Origin of the sequence: Ruminococcus sp. 5_1_39BFAA, from assembly GCF_964240875.1 — a bacterium.
Lineage (GTDB): Bacteria > Bacillota > Clostridia > Lachnospirales > Lachnospiraceae > Blautia_A.
In genome coordinates this window covers 470,246-492,327 of sequence record NZ_CAXSVO010000001.1, presented here as the reverse complement: position 1 = coordinate 492,327, position 22,082 = coordinate 470,246, and the positions used below count along the sequence as shown (strand labels likewise).

General features: G+C 47.4%; 19 protein-coding genes. 16 read left to right on the top strand and 3 right to left on the bottom strand.

The genetic code is table 11. The features are described 5' to 3' along the window. The first annotated feature begins 35 nt into the window (after nucleotides 1–35). The 5 genes from ACESZH_RS02195 (at nucleotide 36) to ACESZH_RS02175 (ending at nucleotide 6,022) form a co-directional block, all read left to right on the top strand. Complete coding sequence (locus tag ACESZH_RS02195) at nucleotides 36–1,844, top strand: sensor histidine kinase (RefSeq protein ID WP_373216616.1); 1,809 nt, start codon at nucleotides 36–38, stop codon at nucleotides 1,842–1,844. Continuing rightward, nucleotides 1,840–2,490 carry a DNA-binding response regulator gene (locus ACESZH_RS02190; protein ID WP_373216749.1) on the top strand — a complete coding sequence of 217 codons (651 nt, stop codon included), beginning with the start codon at nucleotides 1,840–1,842 and terminating at the stop codon, nucleotides 2,488–2,490. The genes ACESZH_RS02195 and ACESZH_RS02190 overlap by 5 nt, the downstream gene beginning before the upstream one ends. Then, nucleotides 2,487–3,830 (top strand): glycoside hydrolase family 30 beta sandwich domain-containing protein, encoded by a 1,344-nt coding sequence (locus ACESZH_RS02185; RefSeq protein ID WP_373216614.1) that lies wholly within the window; start codon nucleotides 2,487–2,489, stop codon nucleotides 3,828–3,830. Before ACESZH_RS02190 ends, ACESZH_RS02185 begins: the two co-directional genes overlap by 4 nt. Before the next feature lie 194 nt (nucleotides 3,831–4,024). Then, nucleotides 4,025–4,600 (top strand): HdeD family acid-resistance protein, encoded by a 576-nt coding sequence (locus ACESZH_RS02180; RefSeq protein ID WP_373216612.1) that lies wholly within the window; start codon nucleotides 4,025–4,027, stop codon nucleotides 4,598–4,600. Nucleotides 4,601–4,657: 57 nt separating this feature from the next. Further along, nucleotides 4,658–6,022: a radical SAM protein gene (locus ACESZH_RS02175; RefSeq protein ID WP_373216610.1), complete on the top strand. Its 1,365-nt coding sequence runs from the start codon at nucleotides 4,658–4,660 to the stop codon at nucleotides 6,020–6,022. Between the two features lie 96 nt (nucleotides 6,023–6,118). Here the strand turns inward: ACESZH_RS02175 and ACESZH_RS02170 are convergent, their stop codons facing one another. Next, complete coding sequence (locus ACESZH_RS02170) at nucleotides 6,119–7,423, bottom strand: phosphodiester glycosidase family protein (RefSeq protein ID WP_373216608.1); 1,305 nt, start codon at nucleotides 7,421–7,423, stop codon at nucleotides 6,119–6,121. A gap of 272 nt (nucleotides 7,424–7,695) precedes the next feature. Here ACESZH_RS02170 and ACESZH_RS02165 point away from each other — a divergent pair, with 272 nt between their 5' ends. The 4 genes from ACESZH_RS02165 (at nucleotide 7,696) to ACESZH_RS02150 (ending at nucleotide 11,764) form a co-directional block, all read left to right on the top strand. Next, nucleotides 7,696–9,348: a glycoside hydrolase family 43 protein gene (locus ACESZH_RS02165; protein WP_373216607.1), complete on the top strand. Its 1,653-nt coding sequence runs from the start codon at nucleotides 7,696–7,698 to the stop codon at nucleotides 9,346–9,348. Nucleotides 9,349–9,454: 106 nt separating this feature from the next. Continuing rightward, complete coding sequence (locus ACESZH_RS02160; RefSeq protein WP_373216606.1) at nucleotides 9,455–10,096, top strand: ABC transporter permease; 642 nt, start codon at nucleotides 9,455–9,457, stop codon at nucleotides 10,094–10,096. Nucleotide 10,097: 1 nt separating this feature from the next. Then, nucleotides 10,098–11,012, top strand: coding sequence for a glycine betaine ABC transporter substrate-binding protein (locus tag ACESZH_RS02155; RefSeq protein WP_373216604.1), 915 nt, complete (start codon nucleotides 10,098–10,100; stop codon nucleotides 11,010–11,012). Nucleotides 11,013–11,014: 2 nt separating this feature from the next. Further along, nucleotides 11,015–11,764 carry an ATP-binding cassette domain-containing protein gene (locus ACESZH_RS02150; protein ID WP_373216602.1) on the top strand — a complete coding sequence of 250 codons (750 nt, stop codon included), beginning with the start codon at nucleotides 11,015–11,017 and terminating at the stop codon, nucleotides 11,762–11,764. 69 nt (nucleotides 11,765–11,833) lie between these two features. Here the strand turns inward: ACESZH_RS02150 and ACESZH_RS02145 are convergent, their stop codons facing one another. Further along, complete coding sequence (locus tag ACESZH_RS02145) at nucleotides 11,834–12,025, bottom strand: hypothetical protein (RefSeq protein WP_373216601.1); 192 nt, start codon at nucleotides 12,023–12,025, stop codon at nucleotides 11,834–11,836. 136 nt (nucleotides 12,026–12,161) lie between these two features. Further along, nucleotides 12,162–13,025 carry a class I SAM-dependent methyltransferase gene (locus tag ACESZH_RS02140; RefSeq protein ID WP_373216599.1) on the bottom strand — a complete coding sequence of 288 codons (864 nt, stop codon included), beginning with the start codon at nucleotides 13,023–13,025 and terminating at the stop codon, nucleotides 12,162–12,164. Between the two features lie 481 nt (nucleotides 13,026–13,506). On the opposite strand from ACESZH_RS02140, the gene ACESZH_RS02135 reads away from it, so the two are divergent. The 7 genes from ACESZH_RS02135 (at nucleotide 13,507) to ACESZH_RS02105 (ending at nucleotide 22,071) form a co-directional block, all read left to right on the top strand. Further along, the gene (locus ACESZH_RS02135; RefSeq protein ID WP_373216598.1) at nucleotides 13,507–14,790 is read left to right on the top strand and encodes an aminotransferase; all 1,284 of its coding nucleotides are present in this window, start codon (nucleotides 13,507–13,509) and stop codon (nucleotides 14,788–14,790) included. Between the two features lie 164 nt (nucleotides 14,791–14,954). Beyond that, the gene (locus tag ACESZH_RS02130; RefSeq protein WP_373216597.1) at nucleotides 14,955–16,355 is read left to right on the top strand and encodes a peptidoglycan binding domain-containing protein; all 1,401 of its coding nucleotides are present in this window, start codon (nucleotides 14,955–14,957) and stop codon (nucleotides 16,353–16,355) included. A gap of 37 nt (nucleotides 16,356–16,392) precedes the next feature. Next, nucleotides 16,393–17,430 carry a D-alanine--D-alanine ligase gene (locus ACESZH_RS02125; protein ID WP_373216596.1) on the top strand — a complete coding sequence of 346 codons (1,038 nt, stop codon included), beginning with the start codon at nucleotides 16,393–16,395 and terminating at the stop codon, nucleotides 17,428–17,430. 61 nt (nucleotides 17,431–17,491) lie between these two features. Then, entirely contained in the window at nucleotides 17,492–18,856 is a 1,365-nt protein-coding gene (gene murF, locus ACESZH_RS02120; protein WP_373219844.1) for a UDP-N-acetylmuramoyl-tripeptide--D-alanyl-D-alanine ligase, read from the top strand. A 98-nt stretch (nucleotides 18,857–18,954) separates the two neighbouring features. Continuing rightward, entirely contained in the window at nucleotides 18,955–19,548 is a 594-nt protein-coding gene (locus ACESZH_RS02115) for a hypothetical protein (RefSeq protein WP_373216593.1), read from the top strand. A gap of 106 nt (nucleotides 19,549–19,654) precedes the next feature. Next, a complete protein-coding gene (locus tag ACESZH_RS02110) occupies nucleotides 19,655–21,001 on the top strand; it encodes a glucose-6-phosphate isomerase (RefSeq protein WP_373216592.1) in 1,347 nt (448 codons plus the stop codon). Nucleotides 21,002–21,114: 113 nt separating this feature from the next. Beyond that, on the top strand, nucleotides 21,115–22,071 hold the full coding sequence (locus ACESZH_RS02105) for a D-2-hydroxyacid dehydrogenase (protein WP_373216591.1): 957 nt from the start codon (nucleotides 21,115–21,117) through the stop codon (nucleotides 22,069–22,071). Nucleotides 22,072–22,082: the final 11 nt, after the last annotated feature.

Genomic DNA, 22,082 nt, shown 5'->3' with positions numbered 1-22,082 from the left:
TCTGCCGCAGCTATTAGGAAAGGAGCTGCATTTTGATGAATAAACGGACTGACTCATGGAAAAAGCGATACCGCAATCTGAAGATGCGGGCAAAGATTATTGTGTCCATTTATCTGATTCTACTTCCGATTCTGCTGATAGGAGTGGGAATCGTCTATTATTGGAGCTATCGAAATACGATGAGTGAGGACACCCGACTTTACAACAGCCTTTCCCAGTCAATCTGTGACAGCATTGATTATATGCAGCAGGATGTATTGGATATTTCGGATTATTTTTCCGTTGATCCGGCGGTACATCAGATTTTATCAAACAGAAAAGAAAAATATGGGGACAGTGGGCTATTCTGGATCGAGGATACTCCGCTGTCCTTTATGTCCAATATGCTGGCAATTAAAAGCCAGATCAAAACCACGATTTTGTATCCCGAAAACGGATTGTCCCCTTATTACATAAGCAGGGATGCCAGTGTGCATGATACGGATATTTCCCATGTCCGGGAGCTGGAGATTTATGGAAAAGCAGAGGAGGCAAGGGGAGATATCGTATGGGAACGGGTAAATGCAGGAAGAAGCGGGATTTTTTTGCTTAATAAAAGCGATAAAATGGTAGCCTACCGCATGTTGTTTGATATGGCAAAGAAGAGAAAGCTGGGTGTGCTTGCCATTGGAATTGAAGTCTCCAGATATGAGGCAATATGCAGCAATGTACTGCAGGATAAAAATGAAGGCGTTCTGATTCTGGATAATCAGGGAAAGGAACTGATGACAGCGGGACAGGTTGACCGGGAAACTGTGGATTATATCTGTTCTCTGACAGAAGAAGAGTTGAAAGATTCCGGTGACAGGCTGGATTCTGGCAAGGACTACATTTTCTATAAAGAAAATGCCAGGGGAATGCTGGGAATCTGTTATGTTTCCCCGAAAGAAAACTGGGGTGTGCTGAAACAGGCAAATATGATGCTTACCGTTGTGATGATGCTGATCCTGCTGATCGTATCGTGGCCGCTGTCTTCTATTATTTCGAATAACTTATCAAAATCTACAAAGAAGCTGTTGGCATCCATGGAGAAATTTGAGAGCGGAGATTTTTCGGAACGCGTCAGCCTGGAAGCTGAGGATGAGATCGGAAATCTGGCAAGAGCCTTCAACCACATGGCAGCGGAGACGCAGGCGTTGATCGAACGGAATTACGTTATGGCGCTGAAAGAAAGAGAAATAGAACTGAATGCCCTTCAGGCGCAGATAAATCCGCATTTTCTTTATAATGTATTAGATTCCCTGTACTGGGAAGCAATCGATTCGGATAATGAAAAGCTGGGGGATGACATCCTGGCGCTGTCCGAGTTGTTCCGCCTTCTCCTCAGCCAGGGGGAAAGCGAAATAACGGTGGGAAAGGAAATAGAACTCATTTCTCATTATCTGCGGATTCAGGAAATGAGATTCTCACGGAGATTTTCTTATCAGATCGATGTGGACGACAACATAAAAGGATATAAGATCAGCAGGCTGCTTTTACAGCCCTTTGTAGAAAACGCCATCGTGCATGGATTTGAAATGAAACAGGAAGAGGGGTATGTTTATATTTCCGGTAAGGAAAAGGACAAAAAAATGGAATTCCTGATTGAGGATGACGGTGCGGGTATGGATCAGGAGAAGGCTGACCAGCTTTTGGAAGCAGGGCAGCAGGAGGGATATCCTAACCTTCGTATCGGGCACTATGCTATCCGCAATATTAAGGAGCGCTTAGATCTCCGCTACGGAGAGAATAATTATGTGTTGAAAATCATCAGCAACAAAGGGGAAGGCACAAAGGTATATATTGTAATACCGATCGTACATTAAGAAAAAGCGGCTCGGAGGCCTTGGATATCCTATACCGACACAGACCGGATATTATGCTGATGGATGTGCAGATGCGGTAAAGAATGGCCTGGAGGTTATGAAAGAGGCAAAAAAACAGGGGATCTGTCCAAAAACAATCATCCTTTCCGGATACGATTCATTTTCCTATGCACAGCAGGCTCTCCGCCTTGGGGCAGTGGACTACTTACTGAAGCCCTGCCGTTCTACGGAGATCTGCGACAGGCTCAGGACCGTGCTGAATCTGGACAGGGAAGAAGAAAAGGCGGAAGTGAAAAAATGCGGGAATAAACAGGAGCATTTGTCTGTAAGGGGAGCACAGGAATATATCCGGGAACATTTGACCGAGGAATTGAACCTGAAGCTGGTAGCGGATAAGGTGGGGATATCTACGGCATATTTATCTACGCTGTTTAAACAGTATTTAGGATGTGGTTTTGTAGATTATCTGAATAAGACACGAATCGAATATGCCTGCAATTATATGCAGGATGGTGAGATGAAGATTTATGAGATCGCTTATATGGCTGGATTTCATGACGAAAAGTATTTTTCCAGAGTATTTAAGAAGGTGACGGGGCAAAGTCCGTCAGAATACAGACGAATGTTAGGAGTGACAGACGAATGACGAGAACAGCAGAAATAGATATAACTACGTATGACAGGGGCGGGAAGCACCTGAGCAGTCAGCAGGTGATTTTTGAAGATGCGCCTTCCCAGGAAAAAGAGGTGGTGAATCTTTATCCGTTTATGAAATACCAAACGATCGAAGGATTTGGCGCAACCTTCACGGAGGCTGCCGCCTATACATTTTTCCAGATGAGTGAGAGCAGCAGGGAAGCTTTTTTGGAGGCTTGCTTTGGAAAAAATGGGCTTCATTATAATCAGACCAGGATGGCGCTTGACTCCCGCGATGCCAGTCTTGGAAATTATTCTGCCATGGATGATAAAGACGATGAAAAATTAGACAGTTTTTCTCTGGAGAGGGATGAAAAATACATCCTTCCGTTTTACCGGGCGGTGACGGAAAAAAGGGGAGAACCCATTACGGTTATGCTGAGTCCCTGGAGTCCGCCGGCATTTATGAAATCCAACGGGGAGAAAAATCATGGCGGTGTTTTAAAAAAGGAGTATTACGGTTTGTGGGCAGAGTACTTCTGCCGTTTTATTGAGGAATACCGGAATAAAGGTGTGGATGTGCGGCGCATCAGTATCCAGAATGAACCGAATGCGGTGCAGACCTGGGATTCCTGCTGCTACAGCGGTGTGCAGGAAAGACATTTTCTGAAGAGATATCTGTATCCCGCTCTGCAGAAGCATGGATTGACGGATCTGGAAATCTATATCTGGGATCACAACAAAGAGAGGATGGTGGAACGTGCCAGGGAGGTAATTGATGCTGAGACAGATCACATGGTAGATGGAATCGGATTCCACTGGTATTCGGGTGATCACTTTGAGGCGCTTTCCATTATAAAAGAATTATATCCGGACAAAAAGCTGGCATTTACGGAAGGGTGCGTGGAGTACAGTATTTTTTCGGCTGAGGATCCTCTGGCAAACGCCAGAATGTACGGACATGATATGATAGGAAACCTGAACAATGGGGCTGCATTTCTGGTGAACTGGAGCATTCTGTTTAATGGACAGGGGGGACCCAATCACGTCCAAAACTGGTGTGAGGCCCCGATCATGTATCATGAGGAGACAGACCGGCTGGAATTTAAGCTTTCCTGGGACTATATCAGGCATTTCAGCGGATATATCACACCGGGCAGTGTCCGCATTGGCAGCAGCCGGTTTACGGATGATATTGACGTAACAGCAGCGGAACGTCCTGACGGAAAGCTCGTGGCGGTACTGATGAACCGTAAGGGGGAGGAAAGGACTGTTTATCTGCGCCTGGACGGACAGGTGGCAAAGCTCATACTCCCTGGAGACTCCATTGCAACGGCAGTAATTGGGTGAAGCGGAGACAGATCATATGCAATATCCGGGCTAATATGGTAACTTTGCCGGAACGATAAAGAATTGGATATTTTGGGGACTGTGTTTGAAATTTGGACACAGTCCCTTTTTTGTCAGTTTTTTTTCGGATAACCGTTAGCTATAATATGCAGCAAGAAGAAAGTATTTTCGCTGAATGGGAAAGGAGGATTAGCATGGATTCACTGAGAACTTTGAAAATAGCCAGAAACGGATACATTACCATATCTTGTGTATTCTGCATCCTTGGCATTTTTCTGATGGCAAATCCGGGGTGCTCTGCAAAAATGCTTTGCACACTCATAGGAATCATTTTTATTATCAGCGGTGTGATCAAGATCATTGGATACTTTTCCAAGGATTTTTACTGTCTGGCATTCCAGTTTGATCTGGCTTTTGGAATACTTATGATCACAGTTGGAATGCTGATGTTGATAAGAACAGAGAGGCTTCTTCATCTGATTTTTGTGATCTTCGGTCTGATGATTCTGGCAGATGCGCTGTTTAAGATCCAGATGTCTCTTGATGCAAAAAGATTCGGGCTGAGTCTCTGGTGGAGGATTCTTGCGGTTGCAGTGCTTACCGGTATATTTGGAACCATACTGCTGATAGAGCCGGGAGAAGGGGCAAAACTCACCATGATCTTTATGGGAGTAGGGCTTCTGATGGAAGGACTGATGAATCTTTACGTGGCTGTTTATACCATCAAAATAATAGAAGGCTATTCGGAAAGATATCCGAAAGGGTACTAAAGAGCTGCGAATGTTCAGGATATTTGTATCATAGCATAAACACAAAGGAGGAGCAATATGAAGCTGACTGATAAGGCAAAACAGGCTGCTATGGAGGTGGCTGTAACAAAGGCGTTAGAGTATCTGGAAAAGGATCCGGAAACAAATATCCCAAAGCTGATGGAGCTGGTAGATAAATTTACACCAGAAAATTGGTATAAAAGCCAGAGAGATGCGATTCGTAATGCTATACAGGATAAAGATAACAACTGGTATAAGCTGATTATGCGCCTGTATGAGCTGGACCCGGGAGTACGAAAAGCCTTTTTCCAGAATTTTATTGTAAACGCAAGCTTAAAAGGAAGTGCGCGCCAGGATGAGGTTGCGGCAGCAAATAACTGCAATGTTCCGTGGGCGATCCTTCTGGACCCTACAAGTGCATGCAACCTTCATTGCACCGGATGTTGGGCTGCGGAGTACGGACATAAGCTGAACCTGGATCTGGAAACCATTGATTCCATTGTAAGACAGGGTAAAGAGCTTGGCACTTATATGTACATCTATACAGGCGGCGAACCTACTGTGCGCAAAAAAGATCTGATCAGGATCTGCGAGATGCACCCTGACTGTGAATTCCTGGCATTCTCAAACGGAACCCTGTTTGACGAGGAATTCTGTGATGAGATCCTCCGGGTAAAGAACTTTGTACCGGCGTTCAGTCTGGAAGGCTCCGAGGAAGCAAACGACGGACGAAGAGGTGATGGAATTTACCAGAAGGTCATGCACGCTATGAAGCTGTTAAAGGACAGAAAGCTGCCCTTCGGTGTTTCCACATGCTACACAGGAGCTAATATAGACAGTGTAAGCAGTGAGGAGTACTTCGACCATCTGATTGACTGCGGCGCACTGTTTGCCTGGTTCTTCCATTATATGCCCGTTGGCAATGATGCTTCTCCGGATCTGCTCCTTACGCCGGACCAGCGTGAGAAAATGTATCACAAAATCAGAGAGTACAGAGGTACAAAGGCATTGTTTACTTTGGATTTCCAGAATGATGCGGAGTATGTAGGAGGATGTATTGCAGGAGGCAGACGGTATCTGCACATCAATGCAAACGGCGATGTGGAGCCATGTGTATTCATCCATTATTCCAACTGCAACATCAAGGACACAAGCCTTCTGGACGCTCTGAAAAGCCCGATTTTCCAGGCATATCACGACAACCAGCCCTTTAATGAAAACATGCTCCGTCCATGTCCAATGCTGGAGAATCCGGAGATCCTGCGAAAGCTGGTAGACGAAACAAAGGCGGAATCCACAGACCTGCAGTCACCGGAAAGTGCAGAACATCTCTGCAGCAAGTGCGACAGCTATGCAGCCTGCTGGAAAGAAAGAGCAGATGAGCTGTGGGAAAAACGGCAGGAAGAAAAAACCACAAAATAAAGGATCCCTTTAGAGGGTGGAAAAAGCCTTTCCCGGAAATGGGAGAGGCTTTTTTGGGTGGAGTGCGTGTCCGGAATGTTAGATGGGGAAGCAGCGCTATCTTGTAAAATAAAGGAAGTCCGCGCAGGGACGCTGGTAATTGCTGATCAGCTTATTCATGACCTTTCCATTATAATAGAGAGTGGAGGAACCGCCGCCGTCCAGATTATAGGCGTACCGGCATCCAAAGGAGGAAAAAATGTTTACCATATCCCAGTGGTTCAATCCGGTATAGCTTCCGGTATTGGTTACCAGAAGAACGTAATCGTTTTGGGCGACCATACCTACAGCAGTGCGGGGATAGTATTTTTCTGTTTCCGCCCAGGGAAGCTGTGTCAATCCGTCCTTGATCAGGACGGGACCGAAATTGTAGGTGTCCTTTACGCCCTCGTTTAGCAGGTCAGTCCCTGTCTTTCCCACATCGGGAGTGTAGATAGTTCCGTCCCATTTTACTGCCATGACGCTGTAGCTGGTGAGATAATCGCCGTAAATGGAGCCTTCTTTAATGCACATACCCAGAGGAGATGGTTTTCCGCTGTTATAGTCAAAGGCGCTGCCGTTTATGCCGATAATGCCGCCGTTTGAAGAGACAGCGCTGGAGGTCGTCTGCCGTGTGCCGCCGTAGATTCCGTATGAAAGAGCGGATTTTAGCTGGGAGGCACTGGCGGTGCGGATGTGTGCCACCCAGTAAGAAACACCGTGGAGTGATTTCTTCTGTAAGTCAATGGCAAGGGTGGGGCTGTTGTATGTATAGTGGGAGCTGCTTAAAACGGCATCAGGAGGAGTCTCCTTTTTCTTGGTGCGCCGTCCTGCACTGTTTACATAATAGTTTCCGATCCATTTGCTCTTCGCCATGACCCCGGTTTTGGGACTGAAATAGTAATAGTATTTTCCGATTTTCTGCCATCCTGTTGCCATGGTGCTGTTACTCAGGAAATAGTAACGTTTGCCTTTGTAAGTCAGCCATTTGTTTGCAATCGCTACACCGGATTTGTTGAAATAATAGCGGTACTTTGTGCCTGTAGCCCAGCGGCTGCGGAACATGGCGCCGTTTTTTCTGTTGTAATAATATTTCTTGCCGTTGCGGGTAAGCCAGCCGGTGTAGCGTCTGCCGTTGGATCTGCTGTAATAATAGTTCCCTTTATATTTTATAGAACCGCAAAGGAGACGGCCTTTGTTGTTATAAAAATAATAATACTTTCCAATTTTTACCCAGCCGCGTTTGGTTGAGGTGATTTTTACCTTTGTGTTGGATTGCTTCACGTAAGAGGAAGCCTGGACTGCTGTGGCAGTACAGACCGACATTGCGAGGATCAGAAGCAGCATCAGGAGCCACCTGCGCCGCGGATTCTTATGTTTCATGGACTAACCCCTTCCTTTTGGATCGAAAACAGCCTTTTTGACAGAGCGCTTTTGCTCTTTTAAATTAGTATAGCAGAAAAGCGGACGGATTTGTAGTGATAAATTGCAGGCACGAAAACGCATTTACGCCATTTCTGTGCATCTCGCGGAGCGCATTGCTGTGAACAGTAACAACCTGCATGGAAAGAAGCTGTACGAAACCGCAGTGGTATGTTAATATTAACAGATAGATTTATAGCGGTTCTCAGCAGAGAGCGAAGGAGGAAAACATTATGATTCAAAACCCGATTTTTCCGGGATTTAACCCGGATCCTTGTATTTGCAGAAAAGGAGAGGATTATTATGTGGCTGTCTCCACATTTGAATGGTTTCCGGGAATTCCGGTATATCATTCAAGAGATTTAAAAAACTGGGAATTATATACCCATGTTCTGACTGATGATCAGAAAGTTGATTTAAAAAAGCTTCCCAGTGCAAAAGGAATCTGGGCGCCCTGCCTGACCTATTGTGAAAAAGAAGACCTGTTCTATGTGATATATGGTGTCATGAATTCTATGAATGCACGGTACTTTGATGTGGACAATTATCTGATCACGGCAAAGGATATCAGGGGGCCATGGAGTGAACCGGTATATCTGCATTCATCCGGCTTTGACGCCTCCATTTTCCATGATGACAATGGAAAGAAATATATCGTTTCCCTGGAGTGGGAGACAAGAGAAGGCTACGAAAAGCCGGGCGCTATCTGTATGGTGGAGTATTCACCCGAGAAAAGGGAGATTGTGGGATATCCAAAGAGAATGTGGAGCGGCGGCACAGACCGGGGATGTATCGAGGCTCCGCATCTGACAAAAAGAGGCGGATATTATTACATTATGTGTGCAGAGGGAGGCACAGGATATAATCACTGCGTAACCATGGGCCGTTCCCAAAATGTGTGGGGTCCCTATGAAAAGGATCCTCAAAATCCGATTGTGACAAGCGCTCCGGGAGAATCCTATGAACGGCAAGATCCGGATCATCTGAAACCGAAATATTATAATCCGGAATCCATTCTGCAGAAATCCGGACATGGAAGCTATGTGGAGCTTACCACAGGGGAAGTCTATCTGGTACACCTTTGCGCAAGACCGTTTGTACCGGAATTGAGGTGTACGCTTGGAAGGGAGACGGCTATCCAGAAGATGATGTGGACGGAGGATGGCTGGCTTCGTATGGCAGACGGCAGCAATCTGGCTAAAACGGAAGTGCCGGAAAGCAGCCTTCCTGAAGTGCCCATGCCCAGGCTGCCGGAATTTGATGATTTTAACGGGGAGGAACTGGGAAATTATTATTATGCGCCCCGCATGATGCCGCAGAGCTTTGCGGATGTAAAAGCAAGACCGGGCTATGTAAGGCTCCGGGGACAGGAATCCAGGACATCTCTGAATAAGGTGAGCATCCTTGCGAGAAAGCTGACCAGCGTATATGCAAGGGTCACCACGAAAATGGAATTTGTCCCGGAGGTCTACCAGCACAGTGCCGGACTGATCCTGTATTATGATAATATGAATTACATTAATCTGAGGAAGTATTACAGCGAAACGCTGGGACAGAGCGCTATTTCCATCATCCATCTTGAAAATGGGGAAAAGACAGAGCTTTTGGATACGAGAACCCCTGTGGAGGACAGGCCGATCTACCTGAGACTTTATATAGAGGGGAGAAAGTCATGGTTTGAATGGAGCTATGACAATGAGAATTATGAGAAGATCGGGCGCATATTCGATACCACAAAATTCTCAGACGAATACTGTAAATACGGAGAGTTTACGGGAACCATGGTAGGAATCACCTGCGCAGACAGGGTAAAGCATCAGCATTATGCGGACTTTGACTTTTTTGAATATCTTGCAGATGAAACAAGAAACATAGGTGCAGAATAAAAATCGAACATATTTTCGGAAAAACGATTGACAGGTGCAGGAGGAATGGTATAAAATAGGAGCACTTAATACCAAAGGGGCATCACGGAATACACAGGGAGAAAATATGAAGGTACTGGCTGAGATTTTTCAACTTTACAGGGAACGGGCGGACTGGTTTGCAGGGCTGTTGGCGGAACATATGGCACTGTCTATGTGTGCCATTGGGATTGCCGGGATATTGGGCCTTATTGTGGGAATCTGGATCTCTCAGCATCCCCGGATCGCGCCGGGGGTGATGGGGGTCTGCAATGTGCTGTACACCATTCCGTCCATATCCCTTCTGGGTATCCTGATCCCCTTTACAGGTATCGGGAATAAGACGGCAGTTATCGCCCTGTCCATTTACGGGATGATGCCAATGGTACGCAATACCTATGTGGGCCTGACCACCATTGACCGGGATATCCTGGAGGCGGCGAAGGGCATGGGAAGTACGGAAATGCAGACGCTTTTCAGAGTCAAGCTGCCTCTGGCTATGGGTGTGATCCTGGCGGGAGTCCGCAATATGGTGGTGATGACTGTCTCTGTGGCAGGAATCGCATCGTTTGTGGGAGCCGGCGGCCTGGGCGTGGCGATCTACCGGGGAATAACCATTTACAATCCCGCTATGACGGCTGCGGGAAGTATTCTCATTGCTTTGGTGGCCGTTTTATGTGATCTGATATTGGGAAAACTTGAAAAATACTTTAAGAGAAAGGGAATGTGAAATGAAAAAAGGTAAAAGAACAGCGATACTTTTCGGCGCGGCGGCAATGGCTGTGCAGCTTATAGTTCCTGTATCCGTGCAGGCGGAAGAGACGGTAAAGATTGCGACAAAGCCAATGACAGAGCAGTACATTCTGGGCGAGATGCTGGGACTGCTCATTGAAGACGGCACAGGCTGTTCTGTGGAGATCACCAAAGGTATCGGAGGCGGTACCAGCAACATTCAGCCCGCCATGGAAAAAGGAGAGTTTGACCTTTATCCCGAGTATACCTCCAGCGGCTGGGTAATGGTGCTGGGACATGAGGCGTCCGAGGTGGATGATGAGGAGATGTTTCAGGCTCTGAAAGAGGAATATGAAGAGCAGTTTGATATGACATGGGTGGGTCTTTACGGATTTAATAATACCTATACCCTGGCGGTAAGAGGGGAAGCGGCTGAGAAGTACGGCTTAAAGACTACCAGCGATCTGGCAGATGCAGCGAGAGAGCTGGTATTTGGCGGAAATCCTGATTATCTGGAGCGCGAGGATGGATTTAATCTGGTGTGCGAAACCTATGGACTGGAATTTAAGGACGTAAAGGATATTGACATCGGGCTGAAATATCAGGCACTGGCTTCCGGTGACATCGATGTGACCAACGCATTTACCACAGATGCCCAGCTTGGCAACGAGGAGAATGATGTGGTAACACTGGAAGACGACAAGCATCTTCAGGTTAATTACTACTGTTCTACAGTGGTACGTCAGGATGCGTTGGAGCGCATTGACGGTCTGGAGGATGCCCTTATGAAGATGGACGGTATTCTCACGGATCAGGAAATGGCCGGACTGAACTATAAGGTTGAGGTGGAAGGCCAGGATGAAAAGGATGTGGCAAAGGAGTTCCTGGTGGAAAAAGGGCTTCTGGAAGGATAAGGATGCGGATGGATTCGGTGATTCGTTTTGAACATGTGGCAAAAAGGTATGATGGGCAAAGCGTTCTGGAGGATTTTTCACTGGAGGTTGAAAACGGAGAATTTCTCACCATCGTAGGACGTTCAGGCTGTGGAAAGACCACTGCCCTGAAGTTGATCAACGGTCTTTTGGCGGCTGACGGCGGATGTGTGTATGTGATGGGAGAGGATGTTTCCCGGACTGATGTGATCAGCCTGCGGCGGCGTATCGGCTATGCCATCCAGAATGTAGGGCTTTTTCCTCATATGACAGTGGAAAAAAATATCGCCTATGTTCCTTCCATTTCCGGGTTGCCCGGATGGAAGGGAGCAGAGCGCCGGGAAAAAGCAAGGTCACTTTTAATGCGCGTAGGACTGGAGCCGGAGCTTGCAGGTCGGTATCCCCGTGAGCTTTCCGGCGGGCAGAGACAAAGGGTGGGAATTGCACGTGCCCTGGCTGCGAACCCGGAAATTTTGCTGATGGATGAGCCGTTTGGAGCAGTGGATGAGATCACCCGCGGTTTTCTCCAGGACGAGATCGCACGGATCCATAAGGAAACGGGGATCACGATCCTGTTTGTTACCCATGATGTAAACGAAGCGCTGAGGCTTGGCACAAAGGTTCTGGTCATGGACCAGGGAAAGATTCAGCAGTATGCTGCTCCCGCAGAGATAAAATGCCATCCTGCCAACGATTTTGTCAGAGCGCTTCTGGGGCGGACTCTGGACAGATAGTACTGTGCATAAGCCCTTCTTTTGATACAAAAAAATACCCCGCCAGCGAAAAGCTGGCGGGATACCCTTCTAATAATTGTAAGCTCCCTCGTAAGCATTACAGTGTTCTTTTCTGCGGGACAGATTTTCGCAGGTGCTGCACCTGTCACAGAATTCCTGCTCATAGCAGGTGGAACAGACACAATCCTTACAGGCATCCCGGTCATATTCCGGGGTACAGGTATAGGGAAGTCTGCTGTCCTTACCGGATTCTTTATCCATATGTATCACGCTCCTTTTTTGTATCCATTCAGTTTTTTAATACCGAACGATACCCTTTGTACTATTATAGAGCGGTATGGTGTAAGATTCAAGAATCGTCATTTTCTTAACGGATTCGGGGAGCTATCTGGATGGTTCACATGTCCGCTTCCCAGCGTCCGGAAGCACCGCAGGGCAGGATCAGTCCGTTGGATTTCACCGGAAGACCGATTTCCTGGGAGTCCACATGGCCCTTGTAAGCTTTCAGCTCTGTGGACAGCATGTAGGTGAGAACAGCGGGGGCAAGTCCGGTGGTATAAGAGTTGATGAGGAAAAACAGAGGTTCCTCACTCAACAGCTTAACGCAGAGTTTGATCAGCGGATGGATCGCTTCTTCGATTTTCCAGACTTCGCCCTTGGGACCTCTTCCATAGGATGGAGGGTCCATGATAATGGCATCGTAGTGATTGCCGCGGCGGATCTCCCGCTCCACGAATTTTACGCAGTCATCCACAAGCCAGCGGATAGGCTTCTCCCCAAGTCCGGAGGCCTGTGCGTTCTCTTTTGCCCAGGTTACCATTCCCTTGGATGCGTCCACATGGGTCACTGCTGCGCCTGCAGCAGCTGCAGCCAGGGTTGCACCGCCTGTATAGGCGAAAAGGTTCAGCACCTTTATTGGGCGTCCGGCATTTCTGATTTTGGCTCCGAACCAGTCCCAGTTTGCTGCCTGTTCCGGGAACAATCCGGTGTGTTTAAAGCTAAAAGGCTTTAAATGAAATGTTAATTCTTTATAATGAATGTCCCACTGCTGGGGAAGGTCGAAGAATTCCCATTCGCCGCCGCCTTTTGAACTGCGGTGATAGTGGGCGTTCATTTTTCTCCATCCCTTTTCTGTCTTTGGGGTGTCCCAGATGACCTGCGGGTCCGGTCTTACCAGCAGATAGTTTCCCCATCTTTCCAGCTTTTCTCCGCAAGAGGTATCCAGAACCTCATATTCCTTCCAACCATCGGCAATCCACATTGTAAATACCTCGTTTTCTTTTTGTAATAAAATGTAAGAGTTCAGCCCAGCGAGATCCCGCGAGGCGTTGGCTTGCAAAGGCAAGCCGATCCCGAGACAGTCGGGCGCCAAACTGCGGTTTTGGCAGTTTGTGTGCATGCTTTTGTAACTGTGAAGCCGGAAGGCTGAACTGTTACATAAGAATCTTTAACAAGTATAGAGGAAAAACTTCCGCCGCGCAACCCCAAACCGCCAGGAAGGTTATATATATTATCTGAAAAGACTTGACAAGCAATATTTTAGCATACTAAAATGTATGGGATATACGTGGGGAGGTTTTTCAAAATTGCAGCCAAAAGCTGCGCGAGGAGATGCCCAAAAACACGGGCAAAAGGAGGAAATGCCGAAAGGCATACCATGATGCCCAAAAACACGGGCAAAAGGAGGAAATGCCGAAAGGCATACCATGATGCCCAAAAACACGGGCAAAAAGGAGGAAATTATGAAAAAATATACCGAAATGAGCAGGGAAGAACTGCTCACCCTGAAAAAAGAACTGGACAGCCAGTACGCGGAGGTAAAAGCTCAGGGACTTGCACTTGATATGTCCCGCGGAAAGCCAAGCGCAGCGCAGTTGGACATTTCCATGGAAATGATGGATGTCCTGGCAGGCGGCGTAGATCTGAAATGTGAAACAGGAGTGGACTGTCGTAACTATGGTGTTATCGACGGTATTCCGGAGGCAAAGCGCCTTTTGGGAGAAATGTCCGAGGTGGACCCTGACCACATCATTATCTACGGAAACTCCAGCCTTAACGTAATGTTCGACAGCATCGCACGTTCCATGACTCACGGTGTAATGGGCCACACTCCATGGGCAAAGCTTGATAAGGTGAAATTCCTCTGTCCGGTCCCTGGTTATGACCGCCATTTTAAGATCACAGAATTTTTCGGCATTGAGATGATCAATGTTCCTATGACTCCGGAAGGACCGGACATGGATATGGTGGAAAAGCTGGTAAGCGAGGATGATGCGATCAAAGGAATCTGGTGTGTACCGAAATATTCCAACCCGCAGGGCTACACCTATTCAAAGGAAACCGTAGAGCGTTTCGCAAGACTGAAACCGGCAGCTCCCGATTTCCGTATTTACTGGGACAATGCTTACAGCATCCATCACCTTTACGATGACAATCAGGACTTCCTGGTGGAAATCCTGGGCGAGTGCGTAAAAGCAGGAAACCCTGACCTTGTATACAAATTTACATCCACTTCCAAGGTAAGCTTCCCTGGCTCCGGTATCGCTGCCGTGGCTGCTTCCAAGGCAAATCTGGATGACTTCCGTAAATATATGCAGATCCAGACCATTGGTCATGACAAGTTGAACCAGCTTCGCCATGTAAGATTTTTCAAGGACCTGAACGGCCTGCATGAGCACATGAGAAAGCATGCGGATCTGATCCGGCCGAAATTTGAGCTTGTACTGGATACCCTTGACAACGAGCTTGGCGGACTGGGAATCGGAGATTGGACAAGACCTCACGGTGGTTACTTTATTTCCTTTGATTCTATGGAAGGATGTGCAAAGGCAATTGTTGCAAAAGCAAAAGAAGCAGGCGTTGTGATGACGGGCGCAGGAGCAACCTATCCATATGGAAAGGATCCGAAAGACAGCAATATCCGTATCGCACCTACATTCCCGACGCTGGATGAGCTGAAAAAAGCGGCAGAGATTTTTGTGCTCTGCGTAAAGCTTGCAAGCGTGGAGAAGCTGCTGGAGCAGTAAACCGTGCGGCGGCTCGCTGTCAGCAGAAAAAGTAAGAATTCCCGACAACATAGAAATTGCAGAAATGCATAGACTGTAAGGAGCGGTAGCTGTCCGGCAAAGTTTATCCCACAGGGGCATACCGGGCAGCTGCAATGAATGATGGAAAGATTTGAGGGCGATTCATGACAGAAACAACGGCAAAAATGGGAACAGGGAAAAAAATCGTGATTGGGATCATCGTCGTATTCATCCTTTTGACGGTGGGAGCCTATGCCTATGGCGTACAGTATTTTTCCTCGCATTTTCTGCCAGGCTCCATGGTAAACGGTTTTAACTGCTCCTACATGACTGTGGAGGAAACGGAGAGCCTGTTAAATGAAAGAGAGGGGGCATATGCCCTTGCCATTGATACGATGAAAAACGGAAGGGAAGGCATCACAGCAGCAGAGGTGGAGCTTTCCTATGCTTCAACAGGAAGCGTCGCAGAGCTGATAAAAAATCAGGACCGCTTCAAATGGTTCCTGGCCTTTAATCAGAGTCAGGAATACAATGTGGCAGAATCATTGAGGTATAATGAGGAAAAGCTTCAGGAAGCAGTGAACAGCTTAAACTGTATGCAGCCTGAAAATGTGGTCCAGCCTGTGGATGCCCAGATCAAGGATACAGGGGAACGTTTTGAGATTGTTCCCGAGGTGGAGGGCAATGCCCTGGAGCCGCAGAAAACCATGATGGTGATCTCTCAGGGAATGCTGATGGGCAGACCGTCCGTGGATCTTGAGGATGAGGGCTGTTACCGGAAGCCGGGAATTTACAGCGATGATGAGCAGCTTATCCGCAACTGTGAGCAGATGAATCAGCTTTCAGATGTGATCATTACCTATGATTTTGCAGACCGTACCGAGACAGTTGACCGGAGTGTGATCAAAAACTGGTTCAATATCAATGAGAACGGCGATGTGATCCTGGATGAAGAACTGGTTGCACAGTATGTAGATGAGTTGGGCTACAAATACGATACCTTCGGTCTGACGAGAACCTTTCTCACCTATGACAACCGGGAAAAAGTCATCACAGGCGGCGATTACGGATGGGTCATTGACCAGAAGGCAGAGACAAAGGCTTTGATCGAAGCGGTAGAAAGCGGCGTGACGCAGGTGCGGGAGCCAGTCTACGCATATAAGGGCTGGAGCCGGGCGACCAATGATATCGGTTACACCTATGTGGAGATCGATCTTACCAATCAGCGGCTTGTCTTTTACAAAGATGGAACACCGATCGTAGACACTCTCGTGGTGACGGGGAACCCTGATATAGAGGGTTGTGCAACACCTTCCGGCTGTTTTGCAGTGGATGCAAAGGAATCCCCCGCTGTATTGACAGGTGAGGATTATGAAGCCGATGTGACCTTTTGGATGCCATTCGCCGGAAATGTAGGAATTCACGACGCATCCTGGCGTTCGGAATTCGGAGGAAATCTGTATCTGTGGGAAGGGTCCCACGGATGTGTAAACGTACCTTATGACCAGGCGGCAGCGATCTACAACAATATTGAAGTGGGCATGCCGGTAGTGGTCTATGAATAAAGCTTCACAGAAGCATTGCAGAATAGGAGATGAGTACATGAAAATTGTTGTTTTAGCAGGCGGAACCAGTACAGAGCGTGATATTTCCATTATTTCCGGTACAGGTATCTGCAAAGCACTGCGTCAGAAAGGACATGAAGCGATTCTTGTTGACATTTTCTGCGGTGTGGAGGAAGTTGACTGGGAAAATCCCTTCCCGGCAGCATACGATGTGGAAAAAGCGGCAGAATACATGAAAAGCTTTAATCAGGACATCAGGGAAATGGAAAAAACAAGAAAATGCTTTTTCGGACCTGGTGTGTTAAAGCTTTGTGAGCTATGTGATATTGTTTTCCTTGGACTTCACGGGGCAAATGGAGAGGATGGAAAAGTGCAGGCAGCCTTTGATCTGCTGGGAATCCGCTACACTGGCGCAGGCCACTTAAGCAGCGGTATGGCGATGGACAAAAGCATTACGAAACAGATTTTTATGATGCACCGTGTGCCTACTCCAAAAGGCGTTTCCATGGTCAAGTCAGAAGGCTTTGAGCATGATGTGACAAAGCTTGGTCTGGAATTTCCGGTAGTGGTAAAAACAAGCTGCGGCGGCTCCAGCGTGGGAGTTTATATTGTCAATAACCAGCAGGAGTACGACAAGGCGCTGGATGAAGCCGGAACCTACGGAGAAGAGGTGGTTGTGGAGGAGTATATCAGTGGCCGTGAGTTTTCCGTTGGCGTTGTGGATGGCAAGGCTTATCCCGTTATTGAAATCGCTCCCGTTGAAGGCTTTTACGATTATAATAACAAATATCAGCCAGGTGCGGCAGTAGAGACATGTCCTGCAGACATCTCGCCGGAGCTGACAATAAAAATGCAGCATTACGCGGAGATGGGAGCAAAAGCCCTGAATCTGGAAGCGTACAGCAGACTTGACTTTATTATGAAGGAAAACGGCGATATGTACTGTCTGGAAGCAAACACTCTTCCGGGTATGACGCCTACCAGTTTGGTTCCGCAGGAAGCTATGGCCCTGGGAATGGATTATCCGACCCTGTGCGAGGAGCTGATCCGGGTGTCCTTGAAAAAATACGAATAAAGCATTCATCCATGCAATCTGAAATGGATGGATGAAGATTGAAAATAAAGGAATTTTATCTATGAAAAATCTGACTTTGGAGAATCTGACAAGGGTTTGCGGCGGTGTATATTTCGGACCGGCGGATAAGATGAACACGGAAGTTTCCGCCATCACCACGGATAGCCGTAAGGTGACGCCCGGCTGCCTGTTTGTGCCCATTGTGGGAGCGCGCGTGGATGCACATGATTTTATCCCACAGGTAATGGAGGCGGGAGCGCTGGCTTCTCTTTCCGAAAAAACATTGGAAAATGCAGATTTTCCTTACATAAAGGTTGAATCCTCACTTCAGGCAGTAAAGGATATTGCAGAGTTTTATCTGGAGCAGCTCAATATTCCCGTAGTGGGGATTACAGGAAGTGTTGGAAAGACCAGCACCAAGGAGGTCATTGCCTCTGTCTTAAAGGAAAAATACAATACCCTGAAAACCGAAGGGAATTTCAACAATGAGCTTGGCCTGCCCCTGACCGTTTTCCGGCTGCGGGATGAAGAGATGGCTGTTTTGGAAATGGGTATCAGCGACTTTGGTGAGATGACCCGCCTTGCAAAAATCGCAAAGCCGGATACCTGTGTGATCACCAACATCGGAACCTGCCATCTGGAAAATCTTGGAGACAGGGATGGGGTTCTGCGGGCAAAAACTGAGATTTTCGGTTTTTTAAAGGAGAACGGGCATATTGTTTTAAACGGCGATGATGATAAGCTTTCCACAGTAAAGGAATACAAGGGAATCAAGCCTGTATTCTTTGGTATGAGTGAAGGCTGTGAGGTTTACGCCGATGAGATCAAAAGCCGCGGATTAAAAGGAATGACCTGCCGGATTCATGTGGGAGGCGAATCCTTCATGGTGGATATCCCCATGCCGGGACGCCATATGATCTCCAATGCCCTTGCTGCCACGGCAGTGGGAAGGCTTTACGGGCTGACACTGGAGCAGATCAGGCAGGGAATCGAGACGCTGGAAGCAATCAGCGGTCGTTTCCATATGATCGAGACCGATAAATTCCTGATCGTGGATGATTGTTATAATGCGAACCCCATGTCCATGAAGGCATCACTTGATGTGCTGAAGGACGGCGCAGGAAGAAGAGTAGCGATTCTGGGAGATATGGGAGAGCTGGGAAAAGACGAATCAGCTCTTCATGAGGAGGTTGGAAGCCACGCCGCAGCCTGCGGTATTGATGTCTGCATCTGCGCAGGACCTTTGGCTTCCCATATTGCTGCAAAAGCGAGAAGCAGCAGTACGCTGACGGTCATTGAAGAGACTGACCGGGAAACCCTGCTGGCTAATCTGGCATCCTATGTGCAGCCGGGAGATACGATCCTGGTGAAAGCGTCTCACTTTATGCACTTTGAAGAAGTGGTGGCAAAGCTGCAGGAATTGTAAAGAAAACAGAGTTTTACCGAGAATTTGACGAACGATTTTTATTTCCCCGAAAGCCCTGTAGCGGTATAATATCTTCAAGAAGCAAGAAGGAGGATATTATGCTGGAAAAAATGATGAACCTGCACATATTGCTCTACAGCATGGCAGCCATGGGGGCTTTGGGGGCAATAGGAATGCTAGCCACGCACCTTACCTACAGAAGAATGATCAAAAAAACAAGCCACTTATCGAATCTGAAAGAGAAGTGGCTAAATTTATGGAAATCCAGGGACAGGCTTCTGCACAGGATGAACCGTCTTGTTTGGTATCCGGCTTTGCTTTGTACGGCAATGCTGGCAGCAGCCCTGTACTTTAACACCACCCTGGACATGAAGGAGGGGCTTCCCCTTACATATGTGTACGTAGGCGCCGCTGTTCCGGTGATACTGCTGCTTTTGCGCCAGGCGCTTGATTTTTCCTACAAGGAAGAGCTTGTGATGAGCACATTGGCTGATTACGTGGAGCAGATGCGCACCTGGGTGGAGGAAATTCCCGCAGCCCAGAAAGCAGACCCCATTCTTCAGGAGGAAGTGGTGGATAAGATTACCGCAAGCATTCGTCAGACTGCAGCCTCGGGCAGCCATTTCAGCAAGATGCTTACCCCCGAAGAAGAGGAGATCATGCGGGAAATCATACGCGAGTTTATGGTGTAAGACTTGTAGAATTCATAAGTTTTTGATATACTATACGAAGAACTAAAGTTACTGGTGTGAACCGTAACGGACCAAAGAGATTTTCCAATAAAAAGGAGAGAGAGCCATGAGCAAAGTTACATTTGACTATTCAAAGGCAGGCTGCTTTATCGCAGACCATGAAGTGGAGGCTATGAAGACACTGGCTGAAGCTGCAAAAGAAACGCTGGTTAGCAAGACAGGTGCAGGAAACGATTTCCTCGGATGGATCGACCTTCCGGTTGATTACGACAAAGAGGAGTTTGCCCGCATTAAAGCAGCCGCTAAAAAAATCCAGGAGGATTCCGAAGTGCTGCTGGTTATCGGTATCGGCGGTTCCTACCTTGGAGCAAGAGCTGCCATTGAATTTTTAAGACATGGTTTTTACAATAATGTTTCCAAAGAGATCCGTAAAACACCGGAGATCTATTTTGTAGGAAACAGCATCAGCAGCAGCTATATTAAAGGTCTGATGGATGTGATCGGAGACAGGGATTTCTCCATCAATATGATTTCCAAATCCGGCACCACCACAGAGCCAGCTATCGCTTTCCGTGTATTTAAGGAAATTCTTGAGAAAAAATACGGCAAAGAGGGCGCAGCAAAGAGAATTTATGCAACCACCGACAAGGCACGTGGAGCACTGAAAAAGGTTGCCGATGAGGAAGGCTATGAAGAGTTTGTAGTTCCGGATGATGTAGGAGGACGTTACTCCGTTCTTACCGCAGTTGGTCTGCTTCCGATCGCAGTCAGCGGCGCTGATATTGATAAATTAATGGAAGGCGCTGCTTCAGGGCGCGAGCTGGCACTGAACAGCCCGTTTGAAGAAAATGACGCTGTAAAATATGCAGCGATCCGGAACATCCTTCTTCGCAAGGGCAAAACCGTTGAGGTTCTGGCAAATTATGAGCCAAGCCTTCACTACATCAACGAGTGGTGGAAACAGCTTTACGGTGAGAGCGAAGGAAAAGACCAGAAGGGTATTTTCCCGGCAGCAGTGGATCTGACTACAGACCTGCACTCCATGGGACAGTTTATCCAGGACGGCAGCCGTATCATGTTTGAAACCGTTATGAATGTTGAGAAATCCAGCGCAGAGATCATTCTGAATGAAGAGCCGGTTGACCTTGACGGCCTGAACTATCTTGCAGGCAAAACAGTTGACTTTGTAAACAAGAGCGCCATGAACGGAACGATTCTGGCACATACAGACGGCTGTGTTCCGAACCTTCGCGTAGATATCCCGCAGCAGGATGAGTATACTCTGGGACAGTTATTCTACTTCTTTGAGTTTGCCTGCGGTGTCAGCGGATATCTCCTTGGTGTGAATCCGTTTAACCAGCCGGGTGTTGAGAGCTATAAGAAGAACATGTTCGCTCTTTTAGGCAAACCTGGATTCGAAAAACAGAGAGAGGAACTGATGAAGAGACTGTAATCATCAGCAGATTGGGCACAGGAGCTACTCTTCTGTGCCCTTTTTTTCGGTGCGGTCGCACTCTGGCGCGAATGTGCGCCAAGGCGTATACTTTTTCAAATGAGGAATGGATTATGAAAATTGTAATTTTAGAGGCAGACAGCCTTGGGGAAGATATGGTGTTTACACCCTTTGAAAAATTCGGGGAAGTGGTGATTTATCCATCCAGCATAGCCGATCAGGTTCCGGAGCGGGTGACGGACGCAGATGTGATCGTGGCAAACAAGGTTCCTATCTGTGAAAAAACAATCGGCAATGCAGGCAGGCTAAAGCTGGTGTGCGTCACTGCCACAGGAATCAATAATCTGGATGGAGATTATCTGAAGTCACGGGGAATCGCGGCTTACAATGTAGCCGGATATTCTACCAACGGAGTGGCGCAGCATACATTTGCTCTTTTATTTTATGTTTTGGAAAAACTGAACTACTATGATAATTATGTAAAATCCGGTGAATACTCCAGGGGAACCTGCTTTTCCCATTTTGGACAAAGCTTTTGTGAGCTGGAGGGAAAAACATGGGGAATTATCGGGCTGGGGGCAATTGGCAGGAGAGTGGCGGAAATCGCTTCCGTTTTTGGATGCCGCGTGATCTGCTACTCCGCTTCGGGAAGTAAATACGATACCTGCTATGAACAGGTGGGCTTCGATGAGCTGCTTACCCAATCCGATTTCCTGTCTGTCCATGCGCCTTTGAATAAGTTCACAGAAAATCTTATGACCCTGGATGCTTTCAAAAAAATGAAAAACACAGCTATTTTCATCAATGTTGCCAGGGGAGCCATTGTGAATGAAGCGGATCTATACACCGCACTGACGGAAGGAGAGATTGCAGGGGCAGCATTGGATGTCTTGTGCCAGGAGCCTGTGAATGCAGACAATCCTCTTTTGAAAATCCAGGACAGCAATAAGCTTATTATCACACCTCATATTGCCTGGGCAGCCAGAGAAACACGGTTCCGGGTAGTGGATGAGGTGGTAAAAAATATTGAGCGTTTTGAAAAAGGCGACACAAAGAACCGGGTATATTGACCAGACATAGG